General features: G+C 63.3%; 29 protein-coding genes. 21 read left to right on the top strand and 8 right to left on the bottom strand.

The genetic code is table 11. The features are described 5' to 3' along the window. The first annotated feature begins 21 nt into the window (after positions 1 to 21). The 7 genes from QRN54_RS07060 to QRN54_RS07090 all read left to right on the top strand — a co-directional run bounded on the left by QRN54_RS07060 (position 22) and on the right by QRN54_RS07090 (position 4,894). Positions 22 to 327: a WXG100 family type VII secretion target gene (locus QRN54_RS07060; RefSeq protein ID WP_003940986.1), complete on the top strand. Its 306-nt coding sequence runs from the start codon at positions 22 to 24 to the stop codon at positions 325 to 327. 100 nt (positions 328 to 427) lie between these two features. Continuing rightward, complete coding sequence (locus tag QRN54_RS07065) at positions 428 to 721, top strand: WXG100 family type VII secretion target (RefSeq protein WP_285181792.1); 294 nt, start codon at positions 428 to 430, stop codon at positions 719 to 721. A gap of 290 nt (positions 722 to 1,011) precedes the next feature. Next, the gene (gene rplM / locus QRN54_RS07070) at positions 1,012 to 1,455 is read left to right on the top strand and encodes a 50S ribosomal protein L13 (protein WP_003940842.1); all 444 of its coding nucleotides are present in this window, start codon (positions 1,012 to 1,014) and stop codon (positions 1,453 to 1,455) included. Then, positions 1,452 to 1,961 carry a 30S ribosomal protein S9 gene (gene rpsI, locus QRN54_RS07075; RefSeq protein WP_007728596.1) on the top strand — a complete coding sequence of 170 codons (510 nt, stop codon included), beginning with the start codon at positions 1,452 to 1,454 and terminating at the stop codon, positions 1,959 to 1,961. The genes rplM and rpsI overlap by 4 nt, the downstream gene beginning before the upstream one ends. Positions 1,962 to 2,115: 154 nt before the next feature. Further along, positions 2,116 to 3,453, top strand: coding sequence for a phosphoglucosamine mutase (gene glmM / locus QRN54_RS07080; RefSeq protein WP_285181793.1), 1,338 nt, complete (start codon positions 2,116 to 2,118; stop codon positions 3,451 to 3,453). A gap of 95 nt (positions 3,454 to 3,548) precedes the next feature. After that, a complete protein-coding gene (locus QRN54_RS07085; RefSeq protein ID WP_285181794.1) occupies positions 3,549 to 4,613 on the top strand; it encodes a hypothetical protein in 1,065 nt (354 codons plus the stop codon). After that, entirely contained in the window at positions 4,610 to 4,894 is a 285-nt protein-coding gene (locus QRN54_RS07090) for a hypothetical protein (RefSeq protein WP_042922488.1), read from the top strand. Before QRN54_RS07085 ends, QRN54_RS07090 begins: the two co-directional genes overlap by 4 nt. Here the strand turns inward: QRN54_RS07090 and QRN54_RS07095 are convergent. Then, positions 4,855 to 5,694, bottom strand: a complete 840-nt coding sequence (locus QRN54_RS07095; protein ID WP_003941000.1) for a poly(ethylene terephthalate) hydrolase family protein — start codon at positions 5,692 to 5,694, stop codon at positions 4,855 to 4,857. The two genes, QRN54_RS07090 and QRN54_RS07095, sit on opposite strands and share 40 nt — an antisense overlap. A 112-nt stretch (positions 5,695 to 5,806) precedes the next feature. Here QRN54_RS07095 and glmS point away from each other — a divergent pair, with 112 nt between their 5' ends. After that, complete coding sequence (gene glmS / locus QRN54_RS07100) at positions 5,807 to 7,669, top strand: glutamine--fructose-6-phosphate transaminase (isomerizing) (RefSeq protein ID WP_003940837.1); 1,863 nt, start codon at positions 5,807 to 5,809, stop codon at positions 7,667 to 7,669. 53 nt (positions 7,670 to 7,722) lie between these two features. Here glmS and QRN54_RS07105 read toward each other — a convergent pair whose 3' ends face one another. Further along, complete coding sequence (locus QRN54_RS07105; protein WP_003940908.1) at positions 7,723 to 8,094, bottom strand: plastocyanin/azurin family copper-binding protein; 372 nt, start codon at positions 8,092 to 8,094, stop codon at positions 7,723 to 7,725. Positions 8,095 to 8,132: 38 nt separating this feature from the next. Here QRN54_RS07105 and QRN54_RS07110 point away from each other — a divergent pair, with 38 nt between their 5' ends. The 7 genes from QRN54_RS07110 to tsaD are packed head-to-tail and all read left to right on the top strand — an operon-like array spanning position 8,133 to position 14,626. Continuing rightward, positions 8,133 to 9,566 (top strand): NAD(P)H-hydrate dehydratase, encoded by a 1,434-nt coding sequence (locus QRN54_RS07110; RefSeq protein WP_042922489.1) that lies wholly within the window; start codon positions 8,133 to 8,135, stop codon positions 9,564 to 9,566. Between the two features lie 55 nt (positions 9,567 to 9,621). After that, on the top strand, positions 9,622 to 10,824 hold the full coding sequence (gene alr, locus QRN54_RS07115) for an alanine racemase (RefSeq protein ID WP_007728606.1): 1,203 nt from the start codon (positions 9,622 to 9,624) through the stop codon (positions 10,822 to 10,824). After that, positions 10,821 to 11,873, top strand: coding sequence for an alpha/beta fold hydrolase (locus tag QRN54_RS07120; RefSeq protein ID WP_285181795.1), 1,053 nt, complete (start codon positions 10,821 to 10,823; stop codon positions 11,871 to 11,873). The genes alr and QRN54_RS07120 overlap by 4 nt, the downstream gene beginning before the upstream one ends. Then, on the top strand, positions 11,863 to 12,354 hold the full coding sequence (gene tsaE, locus QRN54_RS07125; RefSeq protein WP_064073930.1) for a tRNA (adenosine(37)-N6)-threonylcarbamoyltransferase complex ATPase subunit type 1 TsaE: 492 nt from the start codon (positions 11,863 to 11,865) through the stop codon (positions 12,352 to 12,354). The genes QRN54_RS07120 and tsaE overlap by 11 nt, the downstream gene beginning before the upstream one ends. 49 nt (positions 12,355 to 12,403) lie before the next feature. Beyond that, positions 12,404 to 13,087: a tRNA (adenosine(37)-N6)-threonylcarbamoyltransferase complex dimerization subunit type 1 TsaB gene (gene tsaB, locus QRN54_RS07130; protein WP_054188122.1), complete on the top strand. Its 684-nt coding sequence runs from the start codon at positions 12,404 to 12,406 to the stop codon at positions 13,085 to 13,087. A 10-nt stretch (positions 13,088 to 13,097) separates the two neighbouring features. Then, entirely contained in the window at positions 13,098 to 13,592 is a 495-nt protein-coding gene (gene rimI / locus QRN54_RS07135; protein ID WP_054831463.1) for a ribosomal protein S18-alanine N-acetyltransferase, read from the top strand. After that, complete coding sequence (gene tsaD / locus QRN54_RS07140; protein ID WP_007728610.1) at positions 13,589 to 14,626, top strand: tRNA (adenosine(37)-N6)-threonylcarbamoyltransferase complex transferase subunit TsaD; 1,038 nt, start codon at positions 13,589 to 13,591, stop codon at positions 14,624 to 14,626. Before rimI ends, tsaD begins: the two co-directional genes overlap by 4 nt. 18 nt (positions 14,627 to 14,644) lie before the next feature. Here the strand turns inward: tsaD and QRN54_RS07145 are convergent, their stop codons facing one another. Continuing rightward, positions 14,645 to 16,234 carry an Hsp70 family protein gene (locus QRN54_RS07145; protein ID WP_285181796.1) on the bottom strand — a complete coding sequence of 530 codons (1,590 nt, stop codon included), beginning with the start codon at positions 16,232 to 16,234 and terminating at the stop codon, positions 14,645 to 14,647. A gap of 161 nt (positions 16,235 to 16,395) precedes the next feature. Between QRN54_RS07145 and QRN54_RS07150 the strand changes: the two genes are divergently transcribed. Beyond that, positions 16,396 to 16,956, top strand: a complete 561-nt coding sequence (locus QRN54_RS07150) for a potassium channel family protein (protein WP_054782245.1) — start codon at positions 16,396 to 16,398, stop codon at positions 16,954 to 16,956. Positions 16,957 to 16,975: 19 nt separating this feature from the next. Here the strand turns inward: QRN54_RS07150 and QRN54_RS07155 are convergent, their stop codons facing one another. Continuing rightward, the gene (locus QRN54_RS07155) at positions 16,976 to 18,691 is read right to left on the bottom strand and encodes a TIGR03767 family metallophosphoesterase (RefSeq protein ID WP_050656359.1); all 1,716 of its coding nucleotides are present in this window, start codon (positions 18,689 to 18,691) and stop codon (positions 16,976 to 16,978) included. 233 nt (positions 18,692 to 18,924) lie between these two features. Here QRN54_RS07155 and groES point away from each other — a divergent pair, with 233 nt between their 5' ends. Beyond that, complete coding sequence (gene groES / locus QRN54_RS07160; protein ID WP_003940763.1) at positions 18,925 to 19,224, top strand: co-chaperone GroES; 300 nt, start codon at positions 18,925 to 18,927, stop codon at positions 19,222 to 19,224. Between the two features lie 86 nt (positions 19,225 to 19,310). Then, positions 19,311 to 20,921 carry a chaperonin GroEL gene (gene groL / locus QRN54_RS07165; protein WP_003940715.1) on the top strand — a complete coding sequence of 537 codons (1,611 nt, stop codon included), beginning with the start codon at positions 19,311 to 19,313 and terminating at the stop codon, positions 20,919 to 20,921. Positions 20,922 to 20,995: 74 nt separating this feature from the next. Here the strand turns inward: groL and QRN54_RS07170 are convergent, their stop codons facing one another. From QRN54_RS07170 to QRN54_RS07185, 4 genes are all read right to left on the bottom strand, one after another. Further along, positions 20,996 to 21,733 (bottom strand): anti-sigma factor, encoded by a 738-nt coding sequence (locus tag QRN54_RS07170; RefSeq protein WP_064443365.1) that lies wholly within the window; start codon positions 21,731 to 21,733, stop codon positions 20,996 to 20,998. Position 21,734: 1 nt separating this feature from the next. Then, positions 21,735 to 22,403, bottom strand: coding sequence for a sigma-70 family RNA polymerase sigma factor (locus QRN54_RS07175; RefSeq protein WP_007728615.1), 669 nt, complete (start codon positions 22,401 to 22,403; stop codon positions 21,735 to 21,737). Positions 22,404 to 22,491: 88 nt separating this feature from the next. Next, complete coding sequence (locus QRN54_RS07180; RefSeq protein ID WP_007728616.1) at positions 22,492 to 23,157, bottom strand: fasciclin domain-containing protein; 666 nt, start codon at positions 23,155 to 23,157, stop codon at positions 22,492 to 22,494. Positions 23,158 to 23,322: 165 nt separating this feature from the next. Further along, positions 23,323 to 23,619, bottom strand: coding sequence for a WhiB family transcriptional regulator (locus tag QRN54_RS07185; RefSeq protein ID WP_003940939.1), 297 nt, complete (start codon positions 23,617 to 23,619; stop codon positions 23,323 to 23,325). A 768-nt stretch (positions 23,620 to 24,387) separates the two neighbouring features. Between QRN54_RS07185 and QRN54_RS07190 the strand changes: the two genes are divergently transcribed. The 3 genes from QRN54_RS07190 (at position 24,388) to QRN54_RS07200 (ending at position 26,762) form a co-directional block, all read left to right on the top strand. Then, on the top strand, positions 24,388 to 25,086 hold the full coding sequence (locus QRN54_RS07190) for a hypothetical protein (protein ID WP_474338670.1): 699 nt from the start codon (positions 24,388 to 24,390) through the stop codon (positions 25,084 to 25,086). A 175-nt stretch (positions 25,087 to 25,261) separates the two neighbouring features. Further along, the gene (locus tag QRN54_RS07195; protein ID WP_003940953.1) at positions 25,262 to 25,840 is read left to right on the top strand and encodes a sigma-70 family RNA polymerase sigma factor; all 579 of its coding nucleotides are present in this window, start codon (positions 25,262 to 25,264) and stop codon (positions 25,838 to 25,840) included. Beyond that, the gene (locus tag QRN54_RS07200) at positions 25,824 to 26,762 is read left to right on the top strand and encodes an anti-sigma-D factor RsdA (protein ID WP_228402069.1); all 939 of its coding nucleotides are present in this window, start codon (positions 25,824 to 25,826) and stop codon (positions 26,760 to 26,762) included. Before QRN54_RS07195 ends, QRN54_RS07200 begins: the two co-directional genes overlap by 17 nt. Positions 26,763 to 26,847 lie beyond the last annotated feature (85 nt).

Here is a 26,847-nt window from a genome sequence, read left to right on the forward strand (position 1 = left end):
CACCGAATCCAGGGGGACGACATGGGCTTTACCGCAACTACCGCTGAATTGATCGATTCGGCGGGGACCATCGACGGACATCTCGGTGACATCAGGGGGCTGGTCAACGCTGTTCGGTCGGAGGCCGACGCTTCGCACAATTCGTGGAACGGTGCGGCGCAGGTCGAATACGCAGGAATCATGGAGCGATACAACAGCGCGGCCCTGAAGTTGGACACAGCTCTGACCGACATCTGCGAGCAGATCAAACAGGCCGCGGGAACCTTCGACTCGACCGAAGACGACAACGTCAGCTCGCTTCGCGGCGCGACGGTGAACATGTCCTGACCGCCAGCACTTCATCGTCCGATCAAGCAATCCTCAGCCAGTAGTTCTCACAAGTTAGTTCTCACAAGTTCTCTCCAGTCACACCGAACCGGGAGCAGTTATGTCCGACAGGATCAAGTACGAATTCGGCGGCCTCGCAATGCTGTCCGATCAGATGAAACAGCAGGCCAAAGCGATCAACGACAAACAGGGCGACATCAAGGTTGTCGTGGACAAGCTGCAAGCAGGCTGGGAAGGGGCAGGTTCCGAAGCGTGGAACGACGCACAGCGTCGCTGGGCCCAGGCTTCCGAAGAACTGAACATGGTTCTCGCGCAGATCGCCGGAGCGACGGCGAGCGGCTCGGAGAAGATGCAGGAAGCTGATCGGATCGCCGCAAACGGGTTCGGTCGCTGACAACATCCCATGCCGTGATGACACCCCGCCTGCCCCGGTACCGTCAGGTTGCCGGGGCAGGCGCATGTCGATCGCTCGCGTCGCTGTGCTGGACGATGATGCTGTTGGCAGGAATGGCTGCGCTTTGACCTGGCAGCGGGTAGACCGGTATCGTCTATCGGTGGCGTGCCGTAGGGCTCCGGCAGAAATGCGTGGAGACCGGCGGTTCTCGGGTCTCAACTGGCCGCCGAGGATCGTTTACGCGATACGCACATGGTCAGCAGTGGAATGAATTAAGACGAGGAAGATCTGTGTCTACGTACACCCCGAAGGCCGGAGATGTGACCCACACGTGGCACGTCATCGACGCCACTGACGTGGTGCTCGGCCGTCTTGCCGTTCAGGCAGCGAACTTGCTGCGTGGCAAGCACAAGCCCACCTACGCGCCGCACATCGACGGTGGTGACTTCGTTGTCATCATCAACGCAGAGAAGGTTGCCATCAGCGGCAACAAGCTGCAGGGCAAGAATGTTTACCACCACTCCGGATTCCCGGGTGGCCTGAAGTCCCGCACTGTCGGTGAGGTCCTCGACAGGACTCCCGATCGTCTCGTCGAGAAGGCCATCGTCGGCATGCTCCCCAAGACGAAGCTCGGCCGCGCAATGAGCAGCAAGCTCAAGGTTTACGCGGGCCCGAATCACCCCCACACCGCGCAGCAGCCGGTGCCGTTCGAGATCAAGCAGGTCGCACAGTGACATCGCCGGAAGAGCAGAACGTGTCCGAAGAGAACATCGAAGCAGTGGAAGAGCTTGTCTCTGACGCAGTCGAGGTCGTCGAAGAGGTTGCTGCAGCTACGCTCGCACCGATCGTCCTCGATCGCCCGGTCCAGACCGTCGGTCGCCGCAAGGAGGCTGTCGTTCGCGTCCGGATGGCTCCCGGTACCGGTCAGTTCAAGCTCAACGGTCGTACGTTGGAGGACTACTTCCCCAACAAGGTTCACCAGCAGCTGATCAAGGCTCCGCTGGTGCTCGTCGAGCGTCCCGAGTCTTTCGACATCATTGCACTGCTGCACGGTGGCGGCCCGTCCGGTCAGGCAGGCGCACTGCGTCTGGCTATCGCGCGCGCACTCATCGAGGTAACCCCTGATGATCGTCCGGCCCTCAAGCGTGCAGGCTTCCTGACGCGTGACGCCCGCGCGGTCGAGCGTAAGAAGTACGGCCTGAAGAAGGCCCGTAAGGCATCGCAGTACTCCAAGCGCTGATGCTTTGCCGAGGTTGACCCGACGGGTCTGCTTCGGCACCTGTTCACCACAAGAGCGGGCGTCCATCGTTACCGGACGCTCGCTCTTGTGTTTCTCGGAGAAATTCCCTTCTCGAGTTCCCTTCTCGAGGTTCACAGGATTCAGGAGTCGTTCTATGGGTCGGTTGTTCGGTACTGACGGTGTTCGTGGACTTGCCAATTCGGATCTGACTGCAGATCTTGCATTGAGATTGGCAGTTGCCGCGGCGAGCGTACTGACAGCCGATACCGCGGACGAACGTCCGACCGCCGTGATCGGCCGCGATCCTCGCGCCAGCGGTGAGATGCTTCAAGCCGCGGTGACCGCAGGGTTGAGTTCCGCGGGTGTCGACGTGCTCGACGTGGGTATTCTTCCGACTCCGGCAGTTGCATACTTGACGGCAAAGCTCGACGCCAGTCTCGGTGTCATGATCTCTGCATCGCATAATCCCATGCCGGACAACGGAATCAAGATTTTCGCAGCCGGTGGACACAAGCTCGATGATGCTGTCGAGGTGGCGATCGAGGATGCACTCGACGGCACTGCACCGCCCGTCCTACCGACAGGTGCCGGGATCGGCCGCGTCCGTACGGTCGACGACGCCGCTCAGCTGTACCTTGCGCATCTGGCGAGCGCGGCGAGCGAGCCACTCGCTGGACTCACCGTTGTGGTCGACTGCGCCAACGGCGCTGCTTCCGCGCTCGCACCGGTTGCCTACGCGGCAGCGGGCGCTCGCGTCATCGCGATCAGCGCCGAGCCCGACGGCCTCAACATCAACGACGGCTGCGGATCGACGCACCTGGAGAATCTTCAGAAAGCCGTAGTCGATCACGGGGCGGACCTAGGCCTCGCGCACGACGGCGACGCCGACCGTTGCCTGGCCGTCGACGAGACCGGAGCGGTGGTCGACGGTGACGCGATCATGGCAGTTCTGGCGATCGCGATGAACGACGCCGGCGAGTTGGTCGAGAACACTCTCGTCGCGACTGTCATGAGCAATCTCGGTTTGCACATCGCGATGCGCGAGGCCGGTATCAACATCGTGACTGCTGCCGTAGGCGACCGCTACGTTTTGGAGGAACTGCGCGCGGGCGGATACAGCCTCGGCGGCGAGCAGTCAGGCCATGTCGTGTTGCCGGCGTTCGGCACCACGGGCGATGGGATTCTCACCGGCCTCCGGCTGCTCGGACGAATGGCTCGCACGGGTAAGTCGGCATCCGCACTGGCCGCAACGATGACAACCCTTCCGCAGGTTCTGATCAACGTGAAGGTCGGGGACAAGGCGACAGTCGCAGCATCGCCGTCGGTACTCGCAGCAGTCGCGGACGCAGAGCGCGTCCTCGGTGACAGTGGTCGCGTGCTCCTGCGCCCGTCCGGGACAGAACAACTGGTCCGCGTCATGGTCGAGGCCACCGAACTTCCGCTCGCGCAGAAGCTGGCCGACGAGTTGGCCGAGATCGTCGGTTCGGTTTAGCCCCTCATTACGCGTTCGCGTTTTGAGGTACCGCACAGGCAGTACCAAACAGCTACTATTGCGTCGAAGATATTCTTGCACTGCGTGATTCACGCGTGCGTCCTGACGAAATCCTGGATGCTGGTGCGAGGGGACTGCAGTTCTTCGATCGATTTCACGACCTGGCCTCTCGGTTGGGCTTCGAAGAACGGATGCTTTCGTCCTACGAGGATGCGTATCGCGCAGAGGCTGGTATCGATTTCGAGGCACTAATGCGAGATGCGTCGGACATGGCCGCAGCGGTGGACGGTTCGGTCGCCGAGATCGCGATGCTGACGACCCTGGCGGAGAATCTTCCTGCAGTGTGGAATGTTTCCGGCGTGGGTGCGGTCGTAGATCAGGCCTTCGCGGCGCGGCGTGAAGCTCGGTCCGATGCGGATTCGGCGCCACTGTTGATCACGCTGGCCGACGAGTTCGCGCGGACGGTTCGAACGGCTTTGGCAGACAAGGCTTTCAAGGTGGCAAGCCTCGACCGGGCGACGATCGGCGGTCTGGGTGCGGGGGAGATCGACCAGCTGACTCACGTCGCTTCCACCGGTCGTGGTGCGGCGCCATGGCTGGACACGGTTTTTCGTTCGGCGTATCTCGATACTCGCGATGAATTCGACAGGGCGTGTGCGGAGTGCGCGAGCGCGGTTGGTCATGCTTTTGACGCCGCGACCCAGTGGGTGACAGACGCGTTCACGTCAACCTTTCCGATCGCCGAGCCGAGTGCATCCGGTGTCGCCGCCGCTCCTGTCTCTTTCTCGATCGGCGGCAACACTTGGGGCTTCTCGATTGCGTCCGACGGTCGTGGGGTGAGTCTGGATGTTGCAGGTGCTGACGGGAACTCTGTGTCGGCCACCCTGGAGTTGAGCGAAAATGGTTGGCCGAGAATAGTGCTCGATGCCGATCCGGAGATGTCGCTGCACGAGGCGCGCCCGCAAGAAGCGTCCCAGCCTGCGACACTCCAGCCCGAAACTCCCGACCCTGAGATTCGCGAGCACGAGGTGCCGGTCGAAACCACCGCCGAAGTCTCGCCCGCGCCGGACCCGGAGCCGCCTTCCACAGTCCCCGACGAGTCGATCGTGGCTCCCGACGGAGAGACGGGCGCTGAGTTGGCCGGAGCTGGTCCGCTGTGAAGTCCGTTCACGCGCCGTTCGAAGCGATCCGTCGAACCCTCGACTCTCAACTCGACGACTTCCGTGAGCGCAGAGTGGCCGCAGCGAGCGCGGAATCGCGCCAGGAGCCGCCGTCCGAAACGACATCCGCCGAGAATGACACGGATGGGACCGTGAGAGCCGGCCCGTATCTGCGATCCGCGTCAGAGCCGACGCCGACGCCGCCGTGCTCGCCGCCGGAGTCGGTGGCGAGTACGGACTCCTACTTACGCAACAGCTGGCTGGCCCGCGCGTCGGAGTGAGGTTCGACCGGCAGCAACGGCGCCGTGTGCGGAATCTCGACGTCGGGATCAGCAAAATCCTTGTACTTCTTGTCGCCGGTCAGATGGAACAACAGGAAGCCCGTGAGCAGGCACCGTGTGGCGGCCTGTGTCTTGCGCTCGGATCCACCGAGGCCCAGGGCGCCGAGGAGTCGGCGGCCTTCGATCAGTCCGGCGTCTTGGGCGTCGTTCACGGTACGTGCGATGACAGGACCGCCCCACTCCACGCTCAGCGGCCGGGCATTGCTGGTCAAGGAATCGACGTCGTCTTCGCCGGCGAGGATCAATCCGGGCGCTGTGATCTTCGACGCGTAGTTCTCCGCCTTGGGTGCTGTCGGGGCCGGGAACAGTGCGGCTACCGCACCGACATCCCCGCGCTGCGCTGCGGCCAGTACCGCCGCGCCCGCGCCCATGCCGTGACCGGCAAAGGCGACCCGATCGGGTTGGACGCTGATCTGGCCGGGGCCGAGTCGCACGCCGACGCAGATGTCGAGCGTCGCTCGAAGATCTGCAGCCAATCCGAGATGTGACGGGACCGGACCGCGTTCGCTGTCGGGCGCCGCTGCGACAATTCCCCAGGAAGCGAGGTGCTGGAGTGTCTGCTCGTACTTGTGGGACCCGACCATCCACCCGTGCGCGAAGGCAACGGCGGGGAGATTGAAACCGGTTTCCGGCGTGTACACGACACCCGGCTGTCCGGCCAGGGCGAGGTTGCCGCGGAGAACTCGGTGCGGGCCGCGCTTGGACAGCTCACGGGTCAGTGTCTTCAGTTTCGGTGCCACGGTTGAAGACGTTATCCGATGAGCCGCCTCGTGTATGCGGAGCGGACGCCGCAACCAGGTGCGGGAACCGCAAAATGCGCCCACCGCCGATGTCCAAGTACCCTGAGTCACCATGTGCGGAATCGTGGGATACGTCGGCCACCGCCCAGCTCTGGGCGTTGTGGTGGAGGCTTTGCGACGAATGGAGTATCGCGGGTACGACTCGTCGGGAATCGCGATTCTCGACGGAACCGGTGGGGTCGAGATCGAGCGTAAGGCCGGTAAGTTGGCCAACCTCGAGGCGGAGCTCGGCGAGTACGGTGCGGATCACTTCGTCGGTACGTCCGGTATGGGCCATACCCGTTGGGCGACGCATGGGCGTCCGACGGACCGCAATGCGCACCCGCATCGTGATGCCTCGGGCAAGCTGGCTGTCGTTCACAACGGAATCATCGAGAATTTTGCCCCGCTGCGTGCGGAGCTCGAGGCTGCAGGCGTCGAACTGCAGAGCGACACGGATTCCGAGGTCGCGGTTCACCTCGTCGCCCGGGCGTACGCCCAGGGGCCGACGGCAGGTGATTTCATCGAGAGTGCGCTGTCGGTGGTTCGTCGGTTGGAAGGTGCGTTCACGCTCGTCTTCACGCACGCTGATCATGCGGACACGATTGTCGCCGCGCGCCGCTCGACACCGCTCGTAGTCGGTGTCGGTGAGGGCGAGATGTTCCTCGGCTCCGACGTCGCTGCATTCATCGAGCACACACGCGATGCGGTTGAACTCGGACAGGATCAGGCAGTGGTGATCACTGCCGACAGCTACCGGATCTCCGACTTCGCGGGTAACGAGGCAGAAGGACGCCCGTTCCGCATCGACTGGGATCTCGCGGCCGCCGAAAAGGGTGGTCACGATTACTTCATGCTCAAGGAGATCGAAGAGCAGCCGACCGCTGTCGCCGACACGCTCCTCGGCCACTTCGAGAACGGGAAGATCGTCCTCGACGAGCAGCGGTTGTCCGATCAGGAACTGCGCGACGTCGACAAGGTGTTCGTTGTCGCTTGCGGTAGCGCTTACCACTCCGGTCTGTTGGCGAAGTACGCGATCGAGCATTGGACGCGTCTACCTGTCGAGGTCGAACTCGCCAGCGAATTCCGTTACCGCGACCCGGTTCTCGATCGCTCGACGCTTGTTGTCGCAATCTCGCAGTCGGGGGAAACGGCCGATACGCTCGAGGCTGTCAAGCATGCCAAGGACCAGAAGGCACGCGTCCTGGCGATCTGCAACACCAACGGTGCACAGATCCCGCGTGAAGCCGACGCAGTCCTCTACACCCGGGCAGGACCGGAAATCGCGGTCGCGTCCACCAAGGCGTTCCTGGCGCAGGTGACCGCGAACTACCTCGTCGGTTTGGCTTTGGCGCAGGCTCGCGGAACCAAGTATCCGGACGAGGTCGCCCGCGAGTACGCCGACCTCGAAGCGATGCCCGCATTGGTCAGCAAGGTACTCGAGACGGCAGAACCGGTGCGCGCGTTGGCGCGCCAGTTCGCGCACGCGTCGACCGTGCTGTTCCTGGGGCGTCACGTCGGCTACCCGGTGGCGCTCGAGGGTGCGCTCAAGCTCAAGGAACTCGCGTACATGCACGCCGAGGGCTTTGCCGCCGGTGAGCTCAAGCACGGCCCGATCGCCTTGATCGAGGAGGACCTTCCGGTCATCATCGTCATGCCGTCGCCGCAGGGCCGCGCTGTCCTGCACTCGAAGTTGGTGTCCAACATTCAGGAGATCAAGGCGCGCGGGGCGACGACTATCGTCATCGCTGAGGAAGGCGACACCGTCGCCGCGGCGCACGCGGATCACCTGATCGAGATTCCGGCGTCACCGACTCTGCTGCAGCCGTTGCTGTCCACGGTTCCGTTGCAGATCTTTGCGGCCGAGGTTGCCGCGGCGCGTGGCTACGACGTCGACAAGCCGCGTAACCTGGCGAAATCGGTTACGGTCGAGTAGCTTTCGCTAGAAAATCGGGCCCCGCAGTCGCAAGACTGTGGGGTCCGAGCGCGTTACGGCGTCTCGACGACGACGGTTCCGCGCATCTCGGGATGCGGTGTGCAGGTGTAGTCGTAGGTTCCGGGTTCGGTGAACGTGTAGGTGTAGGTTCCCGATTTCTTGAGCGGACTGCGGAGTTTGCCCTTGGCGTCCCCGAGGCCGTTGACGTCGTGGGCCATTCCGTTGTCGTCGAACACCCACGTGACCGTCTCGCCGACATTCACGGTGATGGACGCGGGGGAGTACGCCATCCCGGAGATGGTCACCACGGGTCCGCTGGCCGTCGTTTCCGGAGCCGGTGGTGTGGAGTCGGTGCCGGAACTGCACCCGACCAGACCGAGAGCGAGCACGAGACCCGCGATTGCCGGGCGAAGACGTGATTTCATGGTTTCGAGGGTAGCGACGGCAACTGAAGGGTTCCGACATGCGTGGGTACTACACAGCCGATCAGGTGCGAGCAGCTGAGGCGCCGCTGCTCGACAAGCTGCCCGACGGGGTGCTGATGCGTCGAGCGGCGTACGGTCTTGCGCGAGTAGTCGCGGACGAATTGCGTTCCCGTACAGGGTCGGTCGCGCATCGGTCGGTGACGCTGCTGGTCGGTACGGGCGACAACGGCGGTGATGCCCTGTGGGCCGGTGCGTTGCTCCGCAAACGAGGTGTGAGCGTGCGGGCCGTGTTGCTCGATCCGGCGCGCGCTCATCGGGCGGGCCTCGATGCTCTCTTGAAGGCCGGCGGCCGAGTCGCCGCCGAAGTCGGGTCGCCGGATCTGGTGATCGACGGCATCGTCGGGATTTCCGGGCACGGCGGTCTACGGCCTGACGCGGCCGATCTCGTCGGCCAGGTGGATGCACCGATCGTGGCGGTCGATCTTCCGAGCGGCGTCGACGCGAACACCGGCGCAGTGGACGGCCCGTCGGTGACCGCTGATGTGACGGTCACATTCGGTGCGCTCAAGCCGGTACACGTACTCGCGGCTCCGCTGTGTGGTCGTGTCGAACTCGTGGACATCGGATTGAGCGTCGGCGAACCCGAATTCGGTTCGCTCGATCCGGCGGAGGTCGGTGCGCTGTGGCCGGTGCCCGGTCCGGAGGACGACAAGTATTCGCAGGGTGTGGTGGGCATCGTTGCGGGAAGTGAGCAGTATCCCGGCGCGGGCGTGCTCTGTACCGGTGCCGCGGTGACCGCGACCGCCGGCCTGGTCCGCTACGCCGGGCACGGCGCCACCGAGGTGCTCGCCCGGTTCCCGGAGGTGATTGCGAGTGAGACCTTCCAAGCCGCCGGGCGAGTTCAGGCGTGGGTGGTCGGCCCCGGTATGGGTACCGACGACGACGCCGCGCGACTTCTGGCGTCGGTGCTGGCTACTGATGTACCCGTTGTTGTCGATGCGGACGGACTTACCCTCCTCGCTCAGCGTCCCGAACTTGTCGCAGCCCGGACCGCGCCGACACTGTTGACGCCCCACGCCGGCGAGTTCGCTCGATTCACAACTCTTGGCGACGACAGGATCGCGGCCACGCGTGCTCTTGCCGCACGCCTCGGAGTCACGGTCCTGTTGAAGGGCCATACGACGGTGATCTCGGATCCCGGCGGTGAGGTGCTGGTCAACGACGCCGGCGGCTCCTGGGCATCGACGGCAGGCTCGGGTGACATCCTCTCCGGTGTGATCGGTGCGTTGCTGGCGTCGGGTCTGAGCCCTCTCGAAGCCGGGGCCGTCGGGGCGCGGGCTCACGCGTTGGCTGCGAACATCGCCGCTGCCGGCGGTCAGAGGGATGTCGCCGGAGCACCGATTTCGGCTTCACCCCTGCTGGGAGGTCTGCGGGAATCGGTGCGTGTGCTTCGCTCTTTTGCCCTCGATTGAGGGTGTTCAAACCCGAACACGTGTCCGATTCTGCGTGGGTGGCAGGATTGTCGCCATGACGCTTGCCCAGGGAAGAGCACCGAAGGAGCCTGCGGAGGGGAAGGCGAGCCGACTCGACGACGCAGTAGGGCCGCAGACGGAGGCAGTCGTCGATCTGGACGCGATCGCGCACAACGTGCGTGTTCTGCGTGAATTTGCCGGGGATGCAGCGTTGATGGCGGTCATCAAGGCGGACGGATACAACCACGGCGCAGTTGCGGTGGCGCGGACGGCGCTCTCGGCGGGAGCCCGGGAACTCGGCGTCACCACCATCGCGGAGGCACTGGTCCTTCGCGAGGCAGGCATCACCGCTCCCGTTCTTGCCTGGCTGCACGGCGTCGACGCCGATTTCGCCTCGGCGATCCGATCGGACGTCGAGATCGGCGTGTCCTCCCCGCGACACCTGGCCGCTGTCGTCGACGCGGCACGGGTTCTGGGACAAAAGGCGATGGTGACGCTCAAGGTGGACACCGGTCTCAATCGCAACGGCGTATCGAGAACCGAGTGGCCGCAGATGCTCGACGACCTCGCCACTGCGCGGGACGAGGGCACGATCAGGCTGCGCGGAGTGTTCTCTCACCTCGCGCACTCGGACGAACCGCATCACGACGTCATCGACATGCAGAAGCAGCGTTTGATCGACGCGGTTGCCGACGTCCGCGCTCGCGGATTCGACCCCGAAGTCGTTCATCTTTCCAACTCCGCTGCTACAGTCACCCGTCCTGACCTGCGGTTTGACATGGTTCGGCCCGGAATCGCGATATATGGATTGTCTCCGGTGCCCGAACTCGGAGATTTCGGTTTACGACCGGCGATGACGCTGCGAGCGAAGGTGATTCTGGTGAAGAAGGTAGCCGCCGGAGAGGGCGTCTCCTACGGGCATCAGTGGGTCGCACCGCACGACACCACTCTTGCGCTGCTTCCCGTCGGCTACGCCGACGGTTTGTCTCGCTCACTGAGTGGCAAGTTCGAAGTGCAGTTGGGCGGTAAGCGTCGCCAGGCTGTCGGGCGAATCTGCATGGACCAGGTATTGGTGGACCTGGGTCCGGACGGTGACGGAGTTCGCGAAGGCGACACCGCGATCTTCTTCGGCAACGGCGATCACGGCGAACCCAACGCGCAGGCCTGGGCCGACGTACTCGACACCATTCACTACGAGGTCGTGACCGGGATACGTGGACGCACTGTGCGTACGTACATCGGGGGAGAGACGTCATGAAGACTGCAGGAAAGATGAGCATTCTCGGTGGCCTGCTCAGCGCCGTGGCGCTCGGCTCGATGGCCGGCGTGAACGCATTCAAGACCGCGACGCGTCCGGGCCGGGAAATCTACGCGGACGAGGACTTCGACCTCATGACGCGCGACCGCAAGAGCACGGTGCGCACCGAGGACGGTGTCGAGCTGGCAGTTCGCGAAGTGGGACCGGACGACGCTCCGCTGACAGTCGTTTTCGTGCACGGATACTGCCTGAGTGCGCTGTCCTGGCATTTCCAGCGCCGCCAGCTCGAAGAGCGATGGGGCAACAAGGTTCGCATGGTGTTCTACGACCAGCGCGGACACGGAGACTCGGGCATGCCGCGTTCGAAGAGTTGTACGGTTTCTCAGCTCGGCCGCGACCTCGCGACCGTCGTCGAGGCCAAGGTACCCAAGGGGCCGATAGTTCTGGTCGGTCACTCGATGGGCGGCATGACGGTACTCGCGCTCGCCGGTCAGCGACCCGAATGGTTCGAGGGCCGAGTCATCGGCGTGGGGCTGGTCGCGACGACGGCGGCAGGCCTGGCGGAGACCGGCCTGACCCGCAATCTGCAGAATCCGATCATCGACGGATTCCGGTTGGCAGTGCGCACCTCACCAGGAGTAGTTCAGCATGCCCGGGGCGCTGCGCGAGTATTGATCACGCCGATCCTGCGTGCGGCCTCGTACGGCACCGATGTCAGCCCACGGCTGCATGAACTCTCGGACGGCATGCTCGACCGCACCTCGGTTGTGACCATCGTCAATTTCCTGCGGACGTTGGAACTGCACGACGAGTCCACTTCTCTCGAGGTCCTCGCGCACACACCGGCAGTCGTGATCTGCGGCGATCAAGACATGATGATTCCGTTCATCAGCTCCAAGCGTCTCGCCGCCGATCTCCCCGAATCCGAACTCGTGCGAGTTCACGGGGCCGGCCATCTGGTGCAGCTCGAGTTCCCGGCGATCGTGACGGACGCAATCGACAAGTTGGTGCAGCGAGCGCAGGTAGAAGAGCGGTCCGATGTCGGCTGAGAACTCCACGGGACTTCCCGTGTCCGGACAGATCACGTTGGAAACGGCCGAGGATACCGAGGCTTTCGGCCGACGCTTGGCGGCGGGACTTGTTGCCGGCGACCTGGTGGTGCTGGACGGTCCACTCGGGGCAGGCAAGACCGCGTTGACGCGCGGAATCGGCGCCGGGCTCGGGGTGCAGGGCCGGGTGACGTCCCCGACGTTCGTCATCGCTCGTGAGCATCGTCCGGGCATCCGCCCTGGCGGCGGAGTTCCCGTCGGCATGATCCACGTCGACGCATACCGGCTGGGAGACAGCGGACCGCATGCGCTCGACGAACTCGATGCCCTCGACCTCGACACCGACCTCACCGATGCAGTGGTGGTGGTCGAATGGGGTGGTGACGTCGCGGAAAGGCTCGTCGAACGGCACCTGCGAGTGCAGCTTCATCGGGAACCCGAATCGGATGTGCGGACTGCGAGTTGGTCCTGGACGTCGTGACCCTCCCGGGCCGGAAGTAGTTCTTCACGTGCGGGTACCCTGAGAAATCGTGCTTGTTCTCGCAATTGACACCTCCACTCCGGCAGTCACTGCCGGAGTCGTCTCCCTGTCGGCTTCGTCACCGGACCCAGTGTCACCGGACGCAGAGTCACCGGACACAGTGGAGACGCTTGCCGTGCGTGTCACGGTCAATCCTCGTGCGCACGCCGAGGTCTTGACCCCTCACGTCCTCGAATGCCTCGCAGAGGCAGGGCTCACACCGGCCGACTTGAACGCCGTCGTCGTGGGTGTCGGGCCAGGGCCGTACACCGGACTGCGTGTCGGCATGGCGACGGGCGCTGCCTTCGGTGACGCACTCGGTGTTCCCGTGTACGGCGTGTGCAGCCTCGATGCGATCGCGGCTGCGGTACCGACCACACCGAGCCTGCTCGTCGTGACTGACGCGAGGCGTCGCGAGATCTACTGGGCGCGTTATGACGGCGGAGTGCGCGTCGAAGGACCGGCTGTGAATTCCGCCGGCGACGTCGATCCTTCGCCTTCGACGCTGATTGCCGGATCCGCTTCGCACGTGGACTTCTTCGATCTACCCGTCGACCCGGCGGAGACACCTTCACCGGCCGGGTTGGTGACAGTCGCTGCTCGCGAGATCCTGTCCGGCTCGGTTCCGGCCCCGCTGGAGCCGCTGTACCTCCGACGCCCGGACGCGAAGACCCTTGCAGAACGTGGCAAGTGAGACAGAGCAGATGAAGTACAGCATCGAGCCGATGAACGTCGATGACGCCGAACGGTGCGCGGAGTTGGAGCGCGCGTTGTTCGCGGGCGACGGACCCTGGAGCGCACAAGCGTTCGTCTCGGAACTTGCAGGCGCACATAATCATTACTTCGTTGCCCGGGAGCCTGACGGTCACGTCCTCGGCTACGCCGGAGTCGCATTGTTGGGGGCGTCGCCGAACATGGAGGCCGAGGTTCACACCATCGGTACAGATCCCTCGGCTCAGCGGCTCGGAATCGGCGGCGCGTTGCTCGATGCGCTTCTGGCTCTGGCGGATTCACGGCAGTGCCCGGTGTTCCTGGAAGTGCGCACCGACAACGAACCTGCCATCGCGCTGTACCGGCGGGAAGGATTCGAGATCGTCGGAACACGAAAGAAGTACTACCAGCCCAGTGGGGCAGATGCGTACACGATGAGACGGCCTGCCGTGCTCGGTGTCCGCGAAATTGAGGAGCAGCAAGCATGATCGTCATGGGTGTCGAAAGTTCTTGCGACGAAACAGGTGTCGGTATCGTCCGCTGGAACGGTGACGGAACCTGCGAATTGTTGGCCGACGAGGTGGCATCGAGCGTGGATCAGCACGCCAGGTACGGGGGAGTGGTTCCCGAAGTGGCCTCGCGGGCTCACCTCGAGGCGATCGTGCCGACGATGCGCCGTGCCCTTGCTGCCGCCGGTATCGAGAAGCCCGACGCGCTGGCCGTCACCATCGGACCCGGCCTGGCCGGCGCGCTGCTGGTCGGTGTAGCCGCAGCGAAAGCCTATGCGGCAGCATGGAACATCCCGTTCTATGCGGTCAATCATCTCGGCGGTCACGTCTCGGTGGACACTCTCGAGCACGGTCCGTTGCCCTCGTGCGTCGCATTGTTGGTCTCCGGCGGTCACACACACCTGCTTCACGTCGAAGATCTGGGCAAGCCCATTGTCGAACTGGGCACGACTGTCGACGACGCCGCCGGTGAGGCCTTCGACAAGGTGGCCAGACTGCTCGGACTCGGCTTTCCCGGTGGACCGGCACTCGATGCTGCTGCGCAAGAGGGAGATCGGAACGCAATCGCCTTCCCTCGCGGCATGACGGGGCCGCGCGATTCGCGGCACGACTTCTCGTTCTCGGGACTCAAGACGTCCGTCGCGCGCTATGTCGAATCGAAAGAGCGCGCAGGCGAGACCTTTTCGATCCCGGACATCGCTGCCTCGTTCCAGGAAGCGGTTGCAGACGTCCTGACGATGAAGGCAGTGCGTGCAGCCAAGGACGTCGGGGTCGACACGTTGGTTCTCGGCGGCGGCGCCACGGCCAATTCGCGTATCCGCTCACTCGCCGAGCAGCGCTGCGCCGAAGCGGGCATCACGTTGCGCATTCCGAAACCTCGACTGTGCACGGACAACGGCGTGATGATCGCATCGTTGGCCGCTCACCTGATCGGAAACGGCGCAGGCCCTTCGGAATTGAGTGTTGCGACGGACCCGGGGCTGTCGGTCTCCGTCAGCCAGTTGATGCACTGAAAATCGGCCGACTGAGAATCAGCCGACCGGGGCCGGTTCCCGATCCGGTGTGGTCGCGGGACCGTTTTCGGGCATCGAGGTATTCGGTTCACCGGGCTTCGTCGTCGGATCACCACCACCAGGGGTAGTGATTTCGGTTTCGGTGGAACCGGATCCAGGAGTCTTCGGCGTCGTCGGGTTCTCGCCGCCGCTCTCACCCGGGCCGAGACCGCCGCCGGGGTTTGCCTCGGTCGGATCGACCGGGGGCGTCGCCTCGGTGTCCGGTAGCGTCGGCCACCACGCCGGTGGATCGGGCAGCGTGATTCCGGGAATGGTCGGCCAATTCGGAGTGGTCGTTGTCGTGGTCGGCGGCGTGGTTGTCGTCGAGGTGTCCGGGATCGGCGCAGGCGGAAGTGTGTACTGATGCGTTGTGTACGAGTGCGTGTCGTAAGGCTGCGAGTCGAACGGGGTGGTGGGATACCCGTACCGAGGATACGTGCTGCCGGCTACCGAGGGCAGAGGATCATGAGACGGAATGATCGTCGATCCGGTGCTCGGTGTCGCTTCGGGGCTCACCGTCGTCGTGGTCGACCCCGTTCCGACGGGCGAGACCGCGGTGTCGTCGGTCGGTACCAATTCCTTTGCGCCGTAACCGAGTACCAGTCCGCCGACCACGAGCGCACCGATCAACGCTCCCGATACCTTGGCGGTGGATCCGGAGCGCTGGTCACTTCCGGAGCCCAGCAGCGGGAAACGAATTGCGGTGATCGAATCTGCCAGGAGTGCAGCACCTTTGGTTGCCGCAGTCTCGGGCTCGACGATCTCGACCATGGGGACGTCGACGGCAGCGGCGACGGCGGACCGCACGGCCGGAATGTGTGCGCCACCGCCGATGAGTACAACGGCACCGACGGGCCGCGGTGAGCCCTTCACGACTTCACGGATGAAGGTGACGGCACGCTCGATATCCGGGGCGATGATGGCCTCGAACTCGTCGCGCGTGATCGCCATCGCGTCGATCGGAAGGTCGACGGTCACCTTGGTGGACGTGGACAGTTGCTCTTTGGCGACATGGCACCGGGCGGCAAGAAGTTCCGCGTCGGTGTACCGGCGCAAGTGCCCTGGCGCCTTCTCCGTCACGAAGTCGACCAATGCCCGGTCGATTCCGGCCCCTGCGAGGGCGTCGATACGGTCGGAGTGCAGAACTTCACCGGTGTGGTCGACGACGGACACCGTCAGACCTTGATCACCGACGTCCACCTGAGCTGTCGTGTCGTACCGCTCGGTTTTCCCTGTCTCGGCGAGATACGCGTGTACGGCGGCAGGCTCGGGGATTGCACGGACCTGCTTCGGCGAGCGCGAAAGAGATGACCTGATGCTCGCGAGTTGATCGTCCGTGCAATAGCTGACACCGATCGAGCGCGGCGCTTCAGATCCGTCCGTTACCTGCGTCGTCATCAGCTTGATGGATGCTCTGACAAGGTCACCGACGTTGGAATTGGCCTGATCCGCCGAGACGAAGCGAGTCTCGGCAGGCACGGCGCCTGGCGCGTTTGTGCTGGTATCGGTGTCGACGAGTGCTGAATAGACACCGGAAGATCCAGTGGAAATTCCCAGTGAACAACTCAACGCACACCTCCTCACAGTCAATACCGGTCAATGTTCAATCGACCGCCGTTATATGAACGTTACAGAAGGTTCGTGAGGATTGCTCAGTGCTTTTCGTCTCCGTGACGTCCTTTTCGGACCGAAAGGGTGGTTTTACCTGCGAAATTGTCGATCATTGATTCATGCGGAAAAAAGGCGATTCTCCCCACATCGACCGGGAACGACGACGCGCGCTGATCCGTGGTGCAGTGCTTCGGCCCACGCTGACGGTGATCGCCTTCGGATGCGCGTATTTCTTTCTGCCGTGGATCGATGTACATACCGCGAGTGCAATCTTCCTCTTGATCGGTGGAGGCGCCGCGGTACTTGCCGTGACCACCTGGCAGGTGTGGCGAATTCTGCGTTCCGATGTGCCATCTCTGCAGGCGGTCGAAGCTGTGGCGGTGGTGATGCCGACGTACTTGTTGTTGGTGTCCATCACCTATTTTTCGGTGGAGCATGCAAGCCCTGGCAGTTTCACCGAACCGCTGTCGCGTATGGCGGCGCTGTACTTTTCGTTGTCCGTCTTCTCGACAGTCGGATTCGGTGACATCGCCGCGCAGACGGACCTTGCCCGGGGGCTCGTGAGCCTTCAGATCGTCTGCAATCTGGTGTTGATCGGATTCGGTGTTCGATTCGTCGTTGCCGCAGTGTCGTGGGCGAAATCGCACCGCTCGCCTTCGAGCGGACCTGAAATCACCTAGGACACTGCGGCAATCGGAGTCATCGTCCGGTGTGGACCAACAATTCGACGTTCTGGTCGACGCCGGTACCCGTCAGCTTCGGGTCGCGGTGGATGTCGTTGAACGACAGTTCGCGGTACAGCGAGGCGAGCCCGGCTGCCGACTTGTCGCTGTAGTCGACGGAATTGGGACTCTCCGCCTCGAAGAGCGTCGCAAGCAACGACACCGTTCCGTCATGGTTGTCCGCGATCTCGATGATGCGTCCGAGTTGCGGGTAGTCGATGTGAGAGGCGGTGTTGATCTCCCAGAAGCCCTGCTCGGGGGTCGCGCCGGGCCACGGGGTGATCTTGTTCTCGTGGGTGTGTCCGTTGACCCAGGCAAGTACGTTCGGGAAACGATGCAGCAAGTCGAGAAGCTGTGAACCGCGCAGGCGTGGCTCGAGGACGTTCTCGGGGTCGGGAATGAGATTGTCCATCGTGTCGCTCGTGTGGTGACTGAACAGCACGAAATACGTGTCACCTCGCGACTCGGTGACGCGAGAGCCCGCGGCGTCGTAGTAGGTGCTGCTGCCGGCGCGCAGGGTGTTCTCGATCCACTGGAACTGAGCGGCGCCCAGCGAACCGTCGACGAGGCCCGCGCGGTTGGTGGAGTCCATGCTGATGCCGACGACGCCCGGTGCGATCTCGAACGAGTAGTAACCGATACCGGTGTCGCCGGCGTCGGGGGCGAAACCGTGTCCGACGGGGCCGGGACCGGTGTGCGCGGGATCAAGATGTGCGGCGATGAACTGTCGCGGTGTGAACGGCGCGCGCGACGGGTCGGGGGTGACCTGGCGCGGCGGCGTCGTGAAGGCGGACAGGATTCCGGGTATCGCACTGGGATCGAACTTGGTGGCGACGTCGATCTGCTTGGCCTGCTCCGGTGAACCAGGCACCTCGAATTTGAGAGATCCCGTGTACATCGCTTCGAGCGGCGGGATGCCGCTGGGCACCGTGCCGGACACCGAATCGTCGTGGTTGCCGAACACGCAGTACCAAGGGGTGTTCAGGCCGGGGCTCGACACGGGCGTGAAAGCGGCACCGAAGAAATCGGGGATCTCCGGGAATCCGGCCTTCTTGTACATGTCGAGCATCGGTGACTCGGGGTTCCAGTAGAGATCGGCACCCGAGTTCTGTACACCCTCGTAGCGGTCCTTGGCACCGGTATTGGCGACGACGGTTCCGCCGTTGAGTGAGGTGAGGAACCAGTCGAGTTCGGCGAATTCCTTGTTGTCCGTGTTGTCGCCGGTGGTGACGACGGCATCGAAGGGTCGCGACGTGTGCGGGCCACTGCCGATCGAATTGACCCGGCGGACAAGTGAAATCAGCCCGTGCGCCGTCAGGGTCTCCTGGGGGCGGAACGCCGAGCCGGTGATCTGGTGGACGTACTCGAATCGCATGGGGGACTGGGCGTCGACGATGTGGACGTCGGTCAGCTGCACGAGTGAGGCGAGTGCGGTGCGTCGGTCCTCGCGTCCCGACTTCGGCTCGGCCAACTCGCTGCGCACGATGTTCGCCCAACCGGGTCCGGCGGTGAGCTTGGTGTAGCCGCTGCTGCTGACGGGGGTGGACACGGACTCGAGAGTGGTGCCAGGACCTGACGTCGGAATGGTCGACGCGCCTGCATATTGCAGGCCCCACGGCTTGCCAAGGCTGACCGCGCCGACGGCGCCGAGTCCGGCGAAGGTCAGAAAACTACGGCGATTGATGTTCGTCACGAAGTGAACAATAGGTGAACGTGGTGGACGGCTGTCCTGTTTCGCTCTGGACGAAGAGAAAAATGCGCCCAGTCCTTGAGGGTTGGCACTCTCACGTATAGAGTGCCAATTGGCGCTGATCGAGTTCCGGCACCCGCGACGACGGGACTGCAGTGACGCGCCGTAAACGGCATACCCAAACAGCTGTCCGAGGATCGCCTCGGACGCACATACCCCAAAGTGGAGGGCTCATCGTGGCGAGCGTCAACATCAAGCCGCTCGAGGACAAGATCCTCGTCCAGGCCAACGAGGCTGAAACGACGACGGCTTCCGGCCTGGTCATTCCTGACACAGCCAAGGAAAAGCCCCAGGAGGGCACCGTCGTTGCAGTCGGCGAAGGCCGCGTCAACGAGCAGGGCAACCGCATCCCGGTCGACGTCAAGGAGGGTGACACGGTCATCTACTCCAAGTACGGCGGAACCGAGATCAAGTACGCCGGCCAGGAATACCTGATCCTGTCGGCACGCGACGTGCTGGCTGTCGTCTCCAAGTAAGACACACGTGATCCGCCCCGGAGTCCACCCAGGATCCCGGGGCGGAATGCGTTCACGCCCCGAAGATTCAGGAGCTGACAGAACAGATGTCCAAGCAAATTGCGTTCAACGAGACCGCACGCCGCGCTCTCGAAGCCGGAGTCGACAAGCTTGCCGACGCCGTCAAGGTGACCTTGGGCCCGCGTGGACGCCACGTCGTGCTCGCCAAGGCATTCGGCGGCCCCACCGTCACCAACGACGGTGTGAGCATCGCCCGTGAGATCGAGCTCGAAGATCCCTTCGAGAACCTCGGCGCACAGCTCGTCAAGAGCGTCGCCACCAAGACCAACGATGTTGCCGGCGACGGCACCACCACCGCGACCGTTCTGGCCCAGGCCATCGTCCGCGGCGGACTCAAGAACATCGCAGCGGGCGCGAACCCGATGGCTCTCGGCGTCGGCATCAACGCCGCAGCTGACAAGGTCGTCGAGGAACTGCTCGCCGCAGCCACCCCCGTCGAGGGCGAGAAGTCGATCGCTCAGGTCGCCACCGTCTCCTCGCGTGACGAAGAGATCGGCAAGCTCGTCGGCGAGGCACTCACCCGTGTCGGAACCGACGGCGTCGTGACGGTCGAGGAATCCTCCACCGTTGCAACCGAACTCGTTGTCACCGAAGGTGTTCAGTTCGACAAGGGCTACCTCTCGCCCTACTTCGTCACCGACATCGATGCGCAGAAGGCCGTCTACGAAGACGCGCTGATCCTGCTCTTCCGCGAGAAGATCAGCTCACTTCCCGACTTCCTTCCGCTGCTCGAGAAGGTTGCCGAATCCGGCAAGCCGCTCTTGATCATCGCCGAGGACGTCGAGGGTGAAGTTCTCTCCACCCTCGTGGTCAACTCCATCCGCAAGACCATCAAGGCCGTCGCCGTCAAGGCGCCGTTCTTCGGTGATCGTCGCAAGGCATTCCTCGACGACCTCGCAGTCGTCACGGCAGGCACCGTCATCAACACCGACGTCGGCCTCTCGCTCAAGGAAGCCGGCCTCGAGCTGCTCGGCAGCGCTCGCCGCGTTGTCGTCACCAAGGACGAGACGGTCATCGTCGACGGTGCAGGCACCGCTGACGACATCGCGACCCGCGTTGCGCAGCTGCGTCGCGAGATCGAGAACACCGATTCGGATTGGGACCGCGAGAAGCTCGAAGAGCGTCTGGCGAAGCTGTCCGGCGGCGTGGCCGTCATCAAGGTCGGCGCAGCCACCGAAACCGATCTGAAGGAACGCAAGTTCCGCGTCGAGGATGCGGTCAACGCAGCCAAGGCAGCAGTTTCCGAGGGCATCGTCCCCGGTGGCGGATCGGCTCTCGTTCAAGCCGGTACGGCTCTGATCGGGAACCTCGGCTTGACGGGTGACGAGGCCACCGGCGTTGCCGTGGTCCGCGAAGCCCTCAACGCCCCGTTGTTCTGGATCTCCAGCAACGCAGGCATCGACGGTTCCGTCGTTGTCAGCAAGGTCGCCGAGATGACCAAGGGCGAAGGCTTCAACGCTGCCACCCTCACCTACGGCAACCTGCTTGCCGACGGCGTCGTCGACCCGGTCAAGGTCACTCGCTCGGCAGTGGTCAACGCCGCTTCCGTCGCGCGCATGATCCTCACGACCGAGAGCGCCGTCGTCGAGAAGCCGACCGAGGAAGTTGCCGACACCGGACACGGTCACAGCCACTGACTCGCTGCTCGTAGTTTCGACAAAGAAGAGATCCCCCACCGGATTCCGGTGGGGGATCTTTTTTCGTCTGGCGATCAGATGAGCGGGATCGTTGCGAACGGCTCGCTCGTCGGCTGCTGCGATCCGCCGGGCGGTTCGACAGTGAACGCCAACTTCGTATTCGGACCGATGCCGTCGAGCACCACCTGAGTAGTGGGTTTGACGTCACCCGGAGCCATCGTCCCCATCGGGATCATCGTGGTGTCGTCGGTGTCGCCCGGCACCAGCCACATCTGGTAGACGGTATCCGGACTCGGGGGAGTCACATCGTTCATCACGAGGACTGCGGCGTCTTCGGAGGGCGAGAACAGCGTCGTGGCACTACCGCCGCCCGGGATGTCACGCGTCGTGGCATGAACGTCGGGTGCTGCCATGATTTCGGACGCGGCGTTCTGCGGCGGCGTGTTGTCGGACAGCGTGCGTCCGATTCCGATGCCGCCGACCAGGATTGCGACTGCGGCGGCCGCCGCAAGAGCCATGGTCCACGGGCGTCGACGGTTACGACGCTCGGCCAGCGAAACCGGGGCGTTGGGAGCCGCGGTCTGTTCTGCGATCGAGGCGAGGACGCTTCTGCGCAGCGACGGCGGGGGCTCGACGGCGTCGACGACGGTCATCGCGGCCATGGTTTCGGCGGTGAGCCGGACCTGGGCGTCGAATTCGGCGCGGGTCGCGGAGTCCGAAGCGGCAAGTCGTTTGTCGACCTCACGGCGCTCGTCGAGGTCCAACGCATCGATCGCGTAGGCGTACGCGTAGTCGATCAGCTCTTCGTCCATCTCACATCACCCCCAAACATCCACGTAGGCGCAGTAGTCCGTCGCGAATTCGCGACTTGATCGTGGGAATCGCCACGCCGAGATCTTCGGCCACCTCTCGGTACGTTCGGCCGCCGTAATAGGCGAGAGTCACCGATTGGCGCTGAGTGTCCGTCAGCGTTTCGAGACAGTCGGTGACAGCACGATGCTCGTCTCTTCGTGTCACTTCGTCGCTGACGACGTCGAATTCGGGAGTGGCATTGGTGGTGTCGTAGAGAGCCTGTCGATCCGAACTCGACTGTTCTGAGCGCACGCGATCCACTGCGCGCCGGTGTGCAAGTGTCAGGAGCCAGGAAAGCGCGGACCCCTTGGCAGGGTCGAAGCTGTCGGCTGATTTCCAGGCCTGGAGGTAGACCTCTTGGACCGCTTCCTCGGAGAAACCTGGATCACGGAGTACACGAAGAACCATGCCGTACACACGGGAGCTGGTTCGGTCGTAGAACTCGGCGAAGGCGCTCTGGTCGCCACCGGCGACGTTCGCGAGGATCACTGCCAGCTCGCGTGATTCCGCGATTCGCGCGGTGCGGGCCGCAGAATTGTCCGTCGGGCATGCATCGGCCGCATCCGACGCATGGTCTGGCTCGCTCACGAAGAGTTGTCTCGCTTCATCGCGTACAACCGTAGCGTGCATGTCCGGTTCTTTTCTCTTGGCCCGCCGTTGGCCGCTGTGCGCCTTTATTAACCGCGGGGGGTTGATAAAGGCGCACAGCAGGTGGGGACTACTGCGGCATCAGCACCGAATCGATGAGGTAGACGGTGGCGTTTGCGGTCTTGACTCCACCGCAGACGACAGTTGCGTCGTTGACCTTGATGTTGTCACCGGATCCGGTGACGGTGACCGTTCCGCCCTCGGCGGTGGGGTGCGTTCCGTCGATCGCGTCAGGGGCGATCTGGCCGGGAACCACGTGGTAGGTGAGGATCTTGGTCAGCGTGGCGCTGTCCGTCTTGAGGCTGTCGATCGTGGCGGGGTCGATCTTGGCGAATGCCGAGTCGATCGGTGCGAAGACCGTGAACTCGCCACCGTTGAGAGTGTCGACCAGGTTGACGTCCGGGTTGAGCTGGCCGGAGACCGCCGCGGTCAAGGTGGTGAGCAACGGATTGTTGGATGCCGCTGTGGCAACCGGATCCTGGGCCATTCCGCTGACCGATCCGGCGCCGCTCGGCACTGCAGCTGCATAGTCGGCACAACCGGCACCGACCAGATCGGAAGCAGGCTCCGCCATCGCGCTGCTGGGAGACATGCTCGATCCCATGGCAGAAGACGTCATGGCGGCGCTGGACGTGTCGGTCGACGAATCGTTGTCGTCGGAGGAGCAACCGACCACGCCGAAGACGGCGAAAGAGGCTGCTGCGGTGACTGCCAGAACTCGAGTAGAGGTGTTCATGGGTCTGCCTTCCTGAAGGGATGTGCTGAGGTGCACTGTCAGAAGGCATTCGGAGGCGGGCGTCGGTCGGATGGGTCGTGTCGGAAATTCTTTTCGACGGTGTCCCGTCCACACGCAAAAGCCCCCGAAAACTCTCGGGGGCCTAGTGCGCTGTACCTACGTGTATCAGGAAGCTATGCGGGTGGTGCGACGGTGGCGCGCGTGTAGTTCACGTTCGGTTTCCGACATTCCTCCCCAGATGCCGTACGGCTCGGCGACGGTCAGCGCGTGGCTGCGGCACTGCATCAGGACCGGGCACTGACGGCACATCTCTTTTGCGCGGGTTTCGCGCTGGGCACGTGCTCTACCGCGTTCGCCATCGGGATGGAAGAACATGGAGGAGTCGACTCCGCGGCACAGACCGTGCATCTGCCAGTCCCAGATGTCTGCGTTGGGGCCTGGAAGGTGATTCGGTGCAGGCATGTTGACTCCTTACTGCAAGCTCGCGTTGATCAACGAGCGGACCAAGTTGCCCGGAGGTTATCCGGGCCTTCTGAATCGTTCACGCTTGCTAACCGTAAGGGTGCTGAGTAAATCGCGTCAATAGGCTCGTTCAGTGGCGATCGGCATATATCGAAATGCGAGAGTTAACGAAGTATATATTTACATTTCGGGCCCCTCGTGCGTTGTTCTGCGCCGATGTCGAAATTGGGTCGATCGAGGTGGCGGCCGGCAAGCCTGGCAGCTCGAGATGCGAAACCCACAGATCAGGGATATGTTCGAGGCTGATCGCCCGGCGAAATCACTCGGTCATTCGGCTCGGTTTGCGTCATTTGTCCGATATTGCGTGGGCGGGGTTGCACTCCATTTCGGGACTTAGTGCCCAAGTTTCAACTAGGACATCCGTCCAATAAGTAATGCGCAGTTAACGTCACGGATATATGCCCGTTAAATATCATTACGAGTACATTTGGCAAATCTCAGTTGAATATCTGATTAACTCCGACAAAATTGCCTTTTCGTGTTTCGTGCGACTTTTGGCATCGTTGGTGTGACGCCGGTCGTGCGAATGTCCGCTCGTGCTGCTGCGATGATCAACCTGTGTCGACACCTGCGCGCCCTCAATCACCTGTGCCCAACGAAACAACTGCACTTTTAGGGTCCCTCGAGTCTGCCGCGTTCGGTGCGGATCCGGATCTCGACCGCCTCCCGGCGCCTTGCTCTACCCGAGATTGGTGGACAACGGCAGTAGTGCTGGGTGGTCAGGGCCACTACGCAAGAGCGCGGGCTGCATTGGATGTCCTCGATCGGCTCACGGCCGGGTTCTCGGCGCACTCGGATCGAGTTCTTGCCTCTCTGTCTGCCAGCACGAGGGCGTCGTTTCTTCGCCAGAGCGGACGCCATGCACTCGCGTCCACGTGGGACGGGCGCGCACTGGCGATCGTCGGCGGCCTGCCAGGTGATCCAGAGGCTGCCTGTGACGCTCTGACCGGTCTGGCCGCAGACGCCCTCGGCTGTGGCAGGCTCCCGCTCGGCTGGCGCCTGCTGGCGCAATGTCGGGCGCGTCTGGATGCCGAGGGCGGGCTGTGGCGGCAGGAAATTCGGATCGAATGGGTCTCCGCAGAATTGGCGTTGGCGGGAGGCGACTTCGCTCGTGCCCGCAGACACGCAGAACGCGCCGTCGAATTGTCAGCGGAATCGGAGTCTGTGCGGCACCGCGTGAAGTCGGATCTGCTGCGTAGCGCCGCGCTGACCGGAACCGACGCGAGCGCAGCCGTGAAGATGGCAGCAGATGTGTTCGCGCGGTGCCGGCAATACGGCCTGCTGCCCCTGGCCTGGGCGTCGTCTCTGTTGATCGAAGGTGTCAGCGGTGAGAGAACCTCACCGAGTGCCCGGGAGATCGGCGATCTGATTGCGATGCGTGGTGGATCACTCCTACCTTTGTCGTAACCACTCCACCGAAGTCTCCGGAGAACATTCCAGAAGGAGCTGTATCGATATCGCGACTGCTGGGCAGGTATGCGGAGACCAGTCGGTCCGGATGGTTACTCTTAGAGGGTTCCGCTGAGAGCGGGAGCACACCCGCTCGGGAGGTGCCACTGTAACGCCAGGATTTTCGCTGACGATGACAAATACGAGCGATGAGTTGGACACCGCGGTCGCCGCTGCTGCGCAGGGCGACCGTACAGCTCTAGCTTTGGTTCTGGAGAACATCCGACCGATGGTGGTGCGCTACTGCCGCGGTCGAGTGGGTGCGGCCGAGAGAGGACACCTGTCCGCTGACGACGTCGCACAGGAAGTCTGTCTGGCCGTGATGACCGCGCTGCCGCGTTATCAGGACCAGGGACGCCCGTTCATGGCCTTTGTGTACGGAATTGCCGCGCACAAGGTTGCGGACGCACATCGAAGCTCCGCCCGTAACAAGTCGGAGCCCGTTTCCGAAGTACCGGATGTAATAGCACTGGATGATGGTCCCGAACAGCGAGCTCTCGATTCGGAGTCCAGCAGACAGATGCACGAACTTCTCGGCACACTTCCGGAGAAGCATCGAGAAATCTTGATACTTCGCCTGGTGGTCGGGATGTCGGCCGAGGAAACGGCCGTCGCCGTCGGTAGTACCGCCGGAGCTGTACGAGTCGCTCAGCACAGAGCGATCGCGAAACTGAAAAAAGAAGTGACGAAAGCAGGTGAGAGCTTTGGCTAGAGACGAGGGGCATGACGCTTCGAATCTCGGTGATCTCGCCGACGACGGTACGCCAGTGGATTTGGCTGCGGTTCGGCGTGACGATGCGCTGATCGAATCCATTTCGAATGGTGGGCCGGTAGCAACCGATAGCACCGAACAGTACGAACTTGCGTTGATCCTCTCGCAATGGCGTGACGATGTCGTTGCGACTCCGATGCCCGAGGGTCCGTTGTTGGACGATGTCATCGCTGCAATCACAGCGACGCCGTCCGGCTTCTCCGATCGTCAGCGTTCACGTTCCCGTTCTCGATTGCGTGTGGTTCGTCCGATCGCCGCCGCTGCAGCAGTTGCAGCAGTGGTCTTCGGTGGCGCCACGGCGATGGCGTACGACGCCCAGCCCGGCGATGCCCTGTGGGGCGTCAAGCAGGTCGTCTTCGCCGACGAGGCCAACTCGACAGTTGCGAAGATCGACACGACTTCCGAGCTGGAAAAAGCCGAGCGGTTGTTGGCTGCCGGGGACATTCCTGCGGCAAAGATGGTGCTGGACAACGCAGCTCACCGTGCCGATGCGGTCAAGGACTCGCAGGACAAGACCGACCTCGTCGAGCGTTGGGGCAAGTTGATGACGCAGGTCCAGGAGACCACGTCACCCGCAGTGCCGCCGTCGACGACCGACCAGCAGTCCTCGATTGCCACCTCTCCCACGGCGATTCCGGGGATCTCCGTCAATCCGGCGAACCCTCAGCTGCCTGGGGGTGTGACCACGACGACAACGCCCAATCCTGGAATCATGCAGGCGCCTGGTCCAAGCGCGGCGTCGTCGACACCGTCATCGTCGCCCACGGCAACGACCACGACAACAACGACGACAACGACGACAACGACGCCTCTGGCGCCGGCCTCGTCTCCGTCGGGTGATTCTTCGTCACCCCCGCCCTGATCGCATCGTTCCGATCTGAATTCAAACGAAAGTGGCCGACAAGCAATTGCTTGTCGGCCACTTTCGTATGAGCTTGGGTGAGGTT

Source organism: Rhodococcus sp. MEB032, from assembly GCF_030208925.1.
GTDB lineage: Bacteria > Actinomycetota > Actinomycetes > Mycobacteriales > Mycobacteriaceae > Rhodococcus_F > Rhodococcus_F qingshengii.

What these genes read in the sequence shown, in the direction of transcription:
- QRN54_RS07060 (WP_003940986.1), top strand. Translation starts at nt 22, where the DNA reads ATGGGCTTTACCGCAACTACCGCTGAATTGATCGATTCGGCGGGGACC.
- QRN54_RS07065 (WP_285181792.1), top strand. Translation starts at nt 428, where the DNA reads ATGTCCGACAGGATCAAGTACGAATTCGGCGGCCTCGCAATGCTGTCC.
- glmM (WP_285181793.1), top strand. Translation starts at nt 2,116, where the DNA reads ATGGGTCGGTTGTTCGGTACTGACGGTGTTCGTGGACTTGCCAATTCG.
- glmS (WP_003940837.1), top strand. Translation starts at nt 5,807, where the DNA reads ATGTGCGGAATCGTGGGATACGTCGGCCACCGCCCAGCTCTGGGCGTT.
- QRN54_RS07105 (WP_003940908.1), bottom strand. Translation starts at nt 8,094, where the DNA reads ATGAAATCACGTCTTCGCCCGGCAATCGCGGGTCTCGTGCTCGCTCTC.
- QRN54_RS07110 (WP_042922489.1), top strand. Translation starts at nt 8,133, where the DNA reads ATGCGTGGGTACTACACAGCCGATCAGGTGCGAGCAGCTGAGGCGCCG.
- alr (WP_007728606.1), top strand. Translation starts at nt 9,622, where the DNA reads ATGACGCTTGCCCAGGGAAGAGCACCGAAGGAGCCTGCGGAGGGGAAG.
- QRN54_RS07120 (WP_285181795.1), top strand. Translation starts at nt 10,821, where the DNA reads ATGAAGACTGCAGGAAAGATGAGCATTCTCGGTGGCCTGCTCAGCGCC.
- tsaE (WP_064073930.1), top strand. Translation starts at nt 11,863, where the DNA reads ATGTCGGCTGAGAACTCCACGGGACTTCCCGTGTCCGGACAGATCACG.
- rimI (WP_054831463.1), top strand. Translation starts at nt 13,098, where the DNA reads ATGAAGTACAGCATCGAGCCGATGAACGTCGATGACGCCGAACGGTGC.
- tsaD (WP_007728610.1), top strand. Translation starts at nt 13,589, where the DNA reads ATGATCGTCATGGGTGTCGAAAGTTCTTGCGACGAAACAGGTGTCGGT.
- QRN54_RS07150 (WP_054782245.1), top strand. Translation starts at nt 16,396, where the DNA reads ATGCGGAAAAAAGGCGATTCTCCCCACATCGACCGGGAACGACGACGC.
- groL (WP_003940715.1), top strand. Translation starts at nt 19,311, where the DNA reads ATGTCCAAGCAAATTGCGTTCAACGAGACCGCACGCCGCGCTCTCGAA.
- QRN54_RS07170 (WP_064443365.1), bottom strand. Translation starts at nt 21,733, where the DNA reads ATGGACGAAGAGCTGATCGACTACGCGTACGCCTACGCGATCGATGCG.
- QRN54_RS07175 (WP_007728615.1), bottom strand. Translation starts at nt 22,403, where the DNA reads ATGCACGCTACGGTTGTACGCGATGAAGCGAGACAACTCTTCGTGAGC.
- QRN54_RS07180 (WP_007728616.1), bottom strand. Translation starts at nt 23,157, where the DNA reads ATGAACACCTCTACTCGAGTTCTGGCAGTCACCGCAGCAGCCTCTTTC.
- QRN54_RS07185 (WP_003940939.1), bottom strand. Translation starts at nt 23,619, where the DNA reads ATGCCTGCACCGAATCACCTTCCAGGCCCCAACGCAGACATCTGGGAC.
- QRN54_RS07195 (WP_003940953.1), top strand. Translation starts at nt 25,262, where the DNA reads ATGACAAATACGAGCGATGAGTTGGACACCGCGGTCGCCGCTGCTGCG.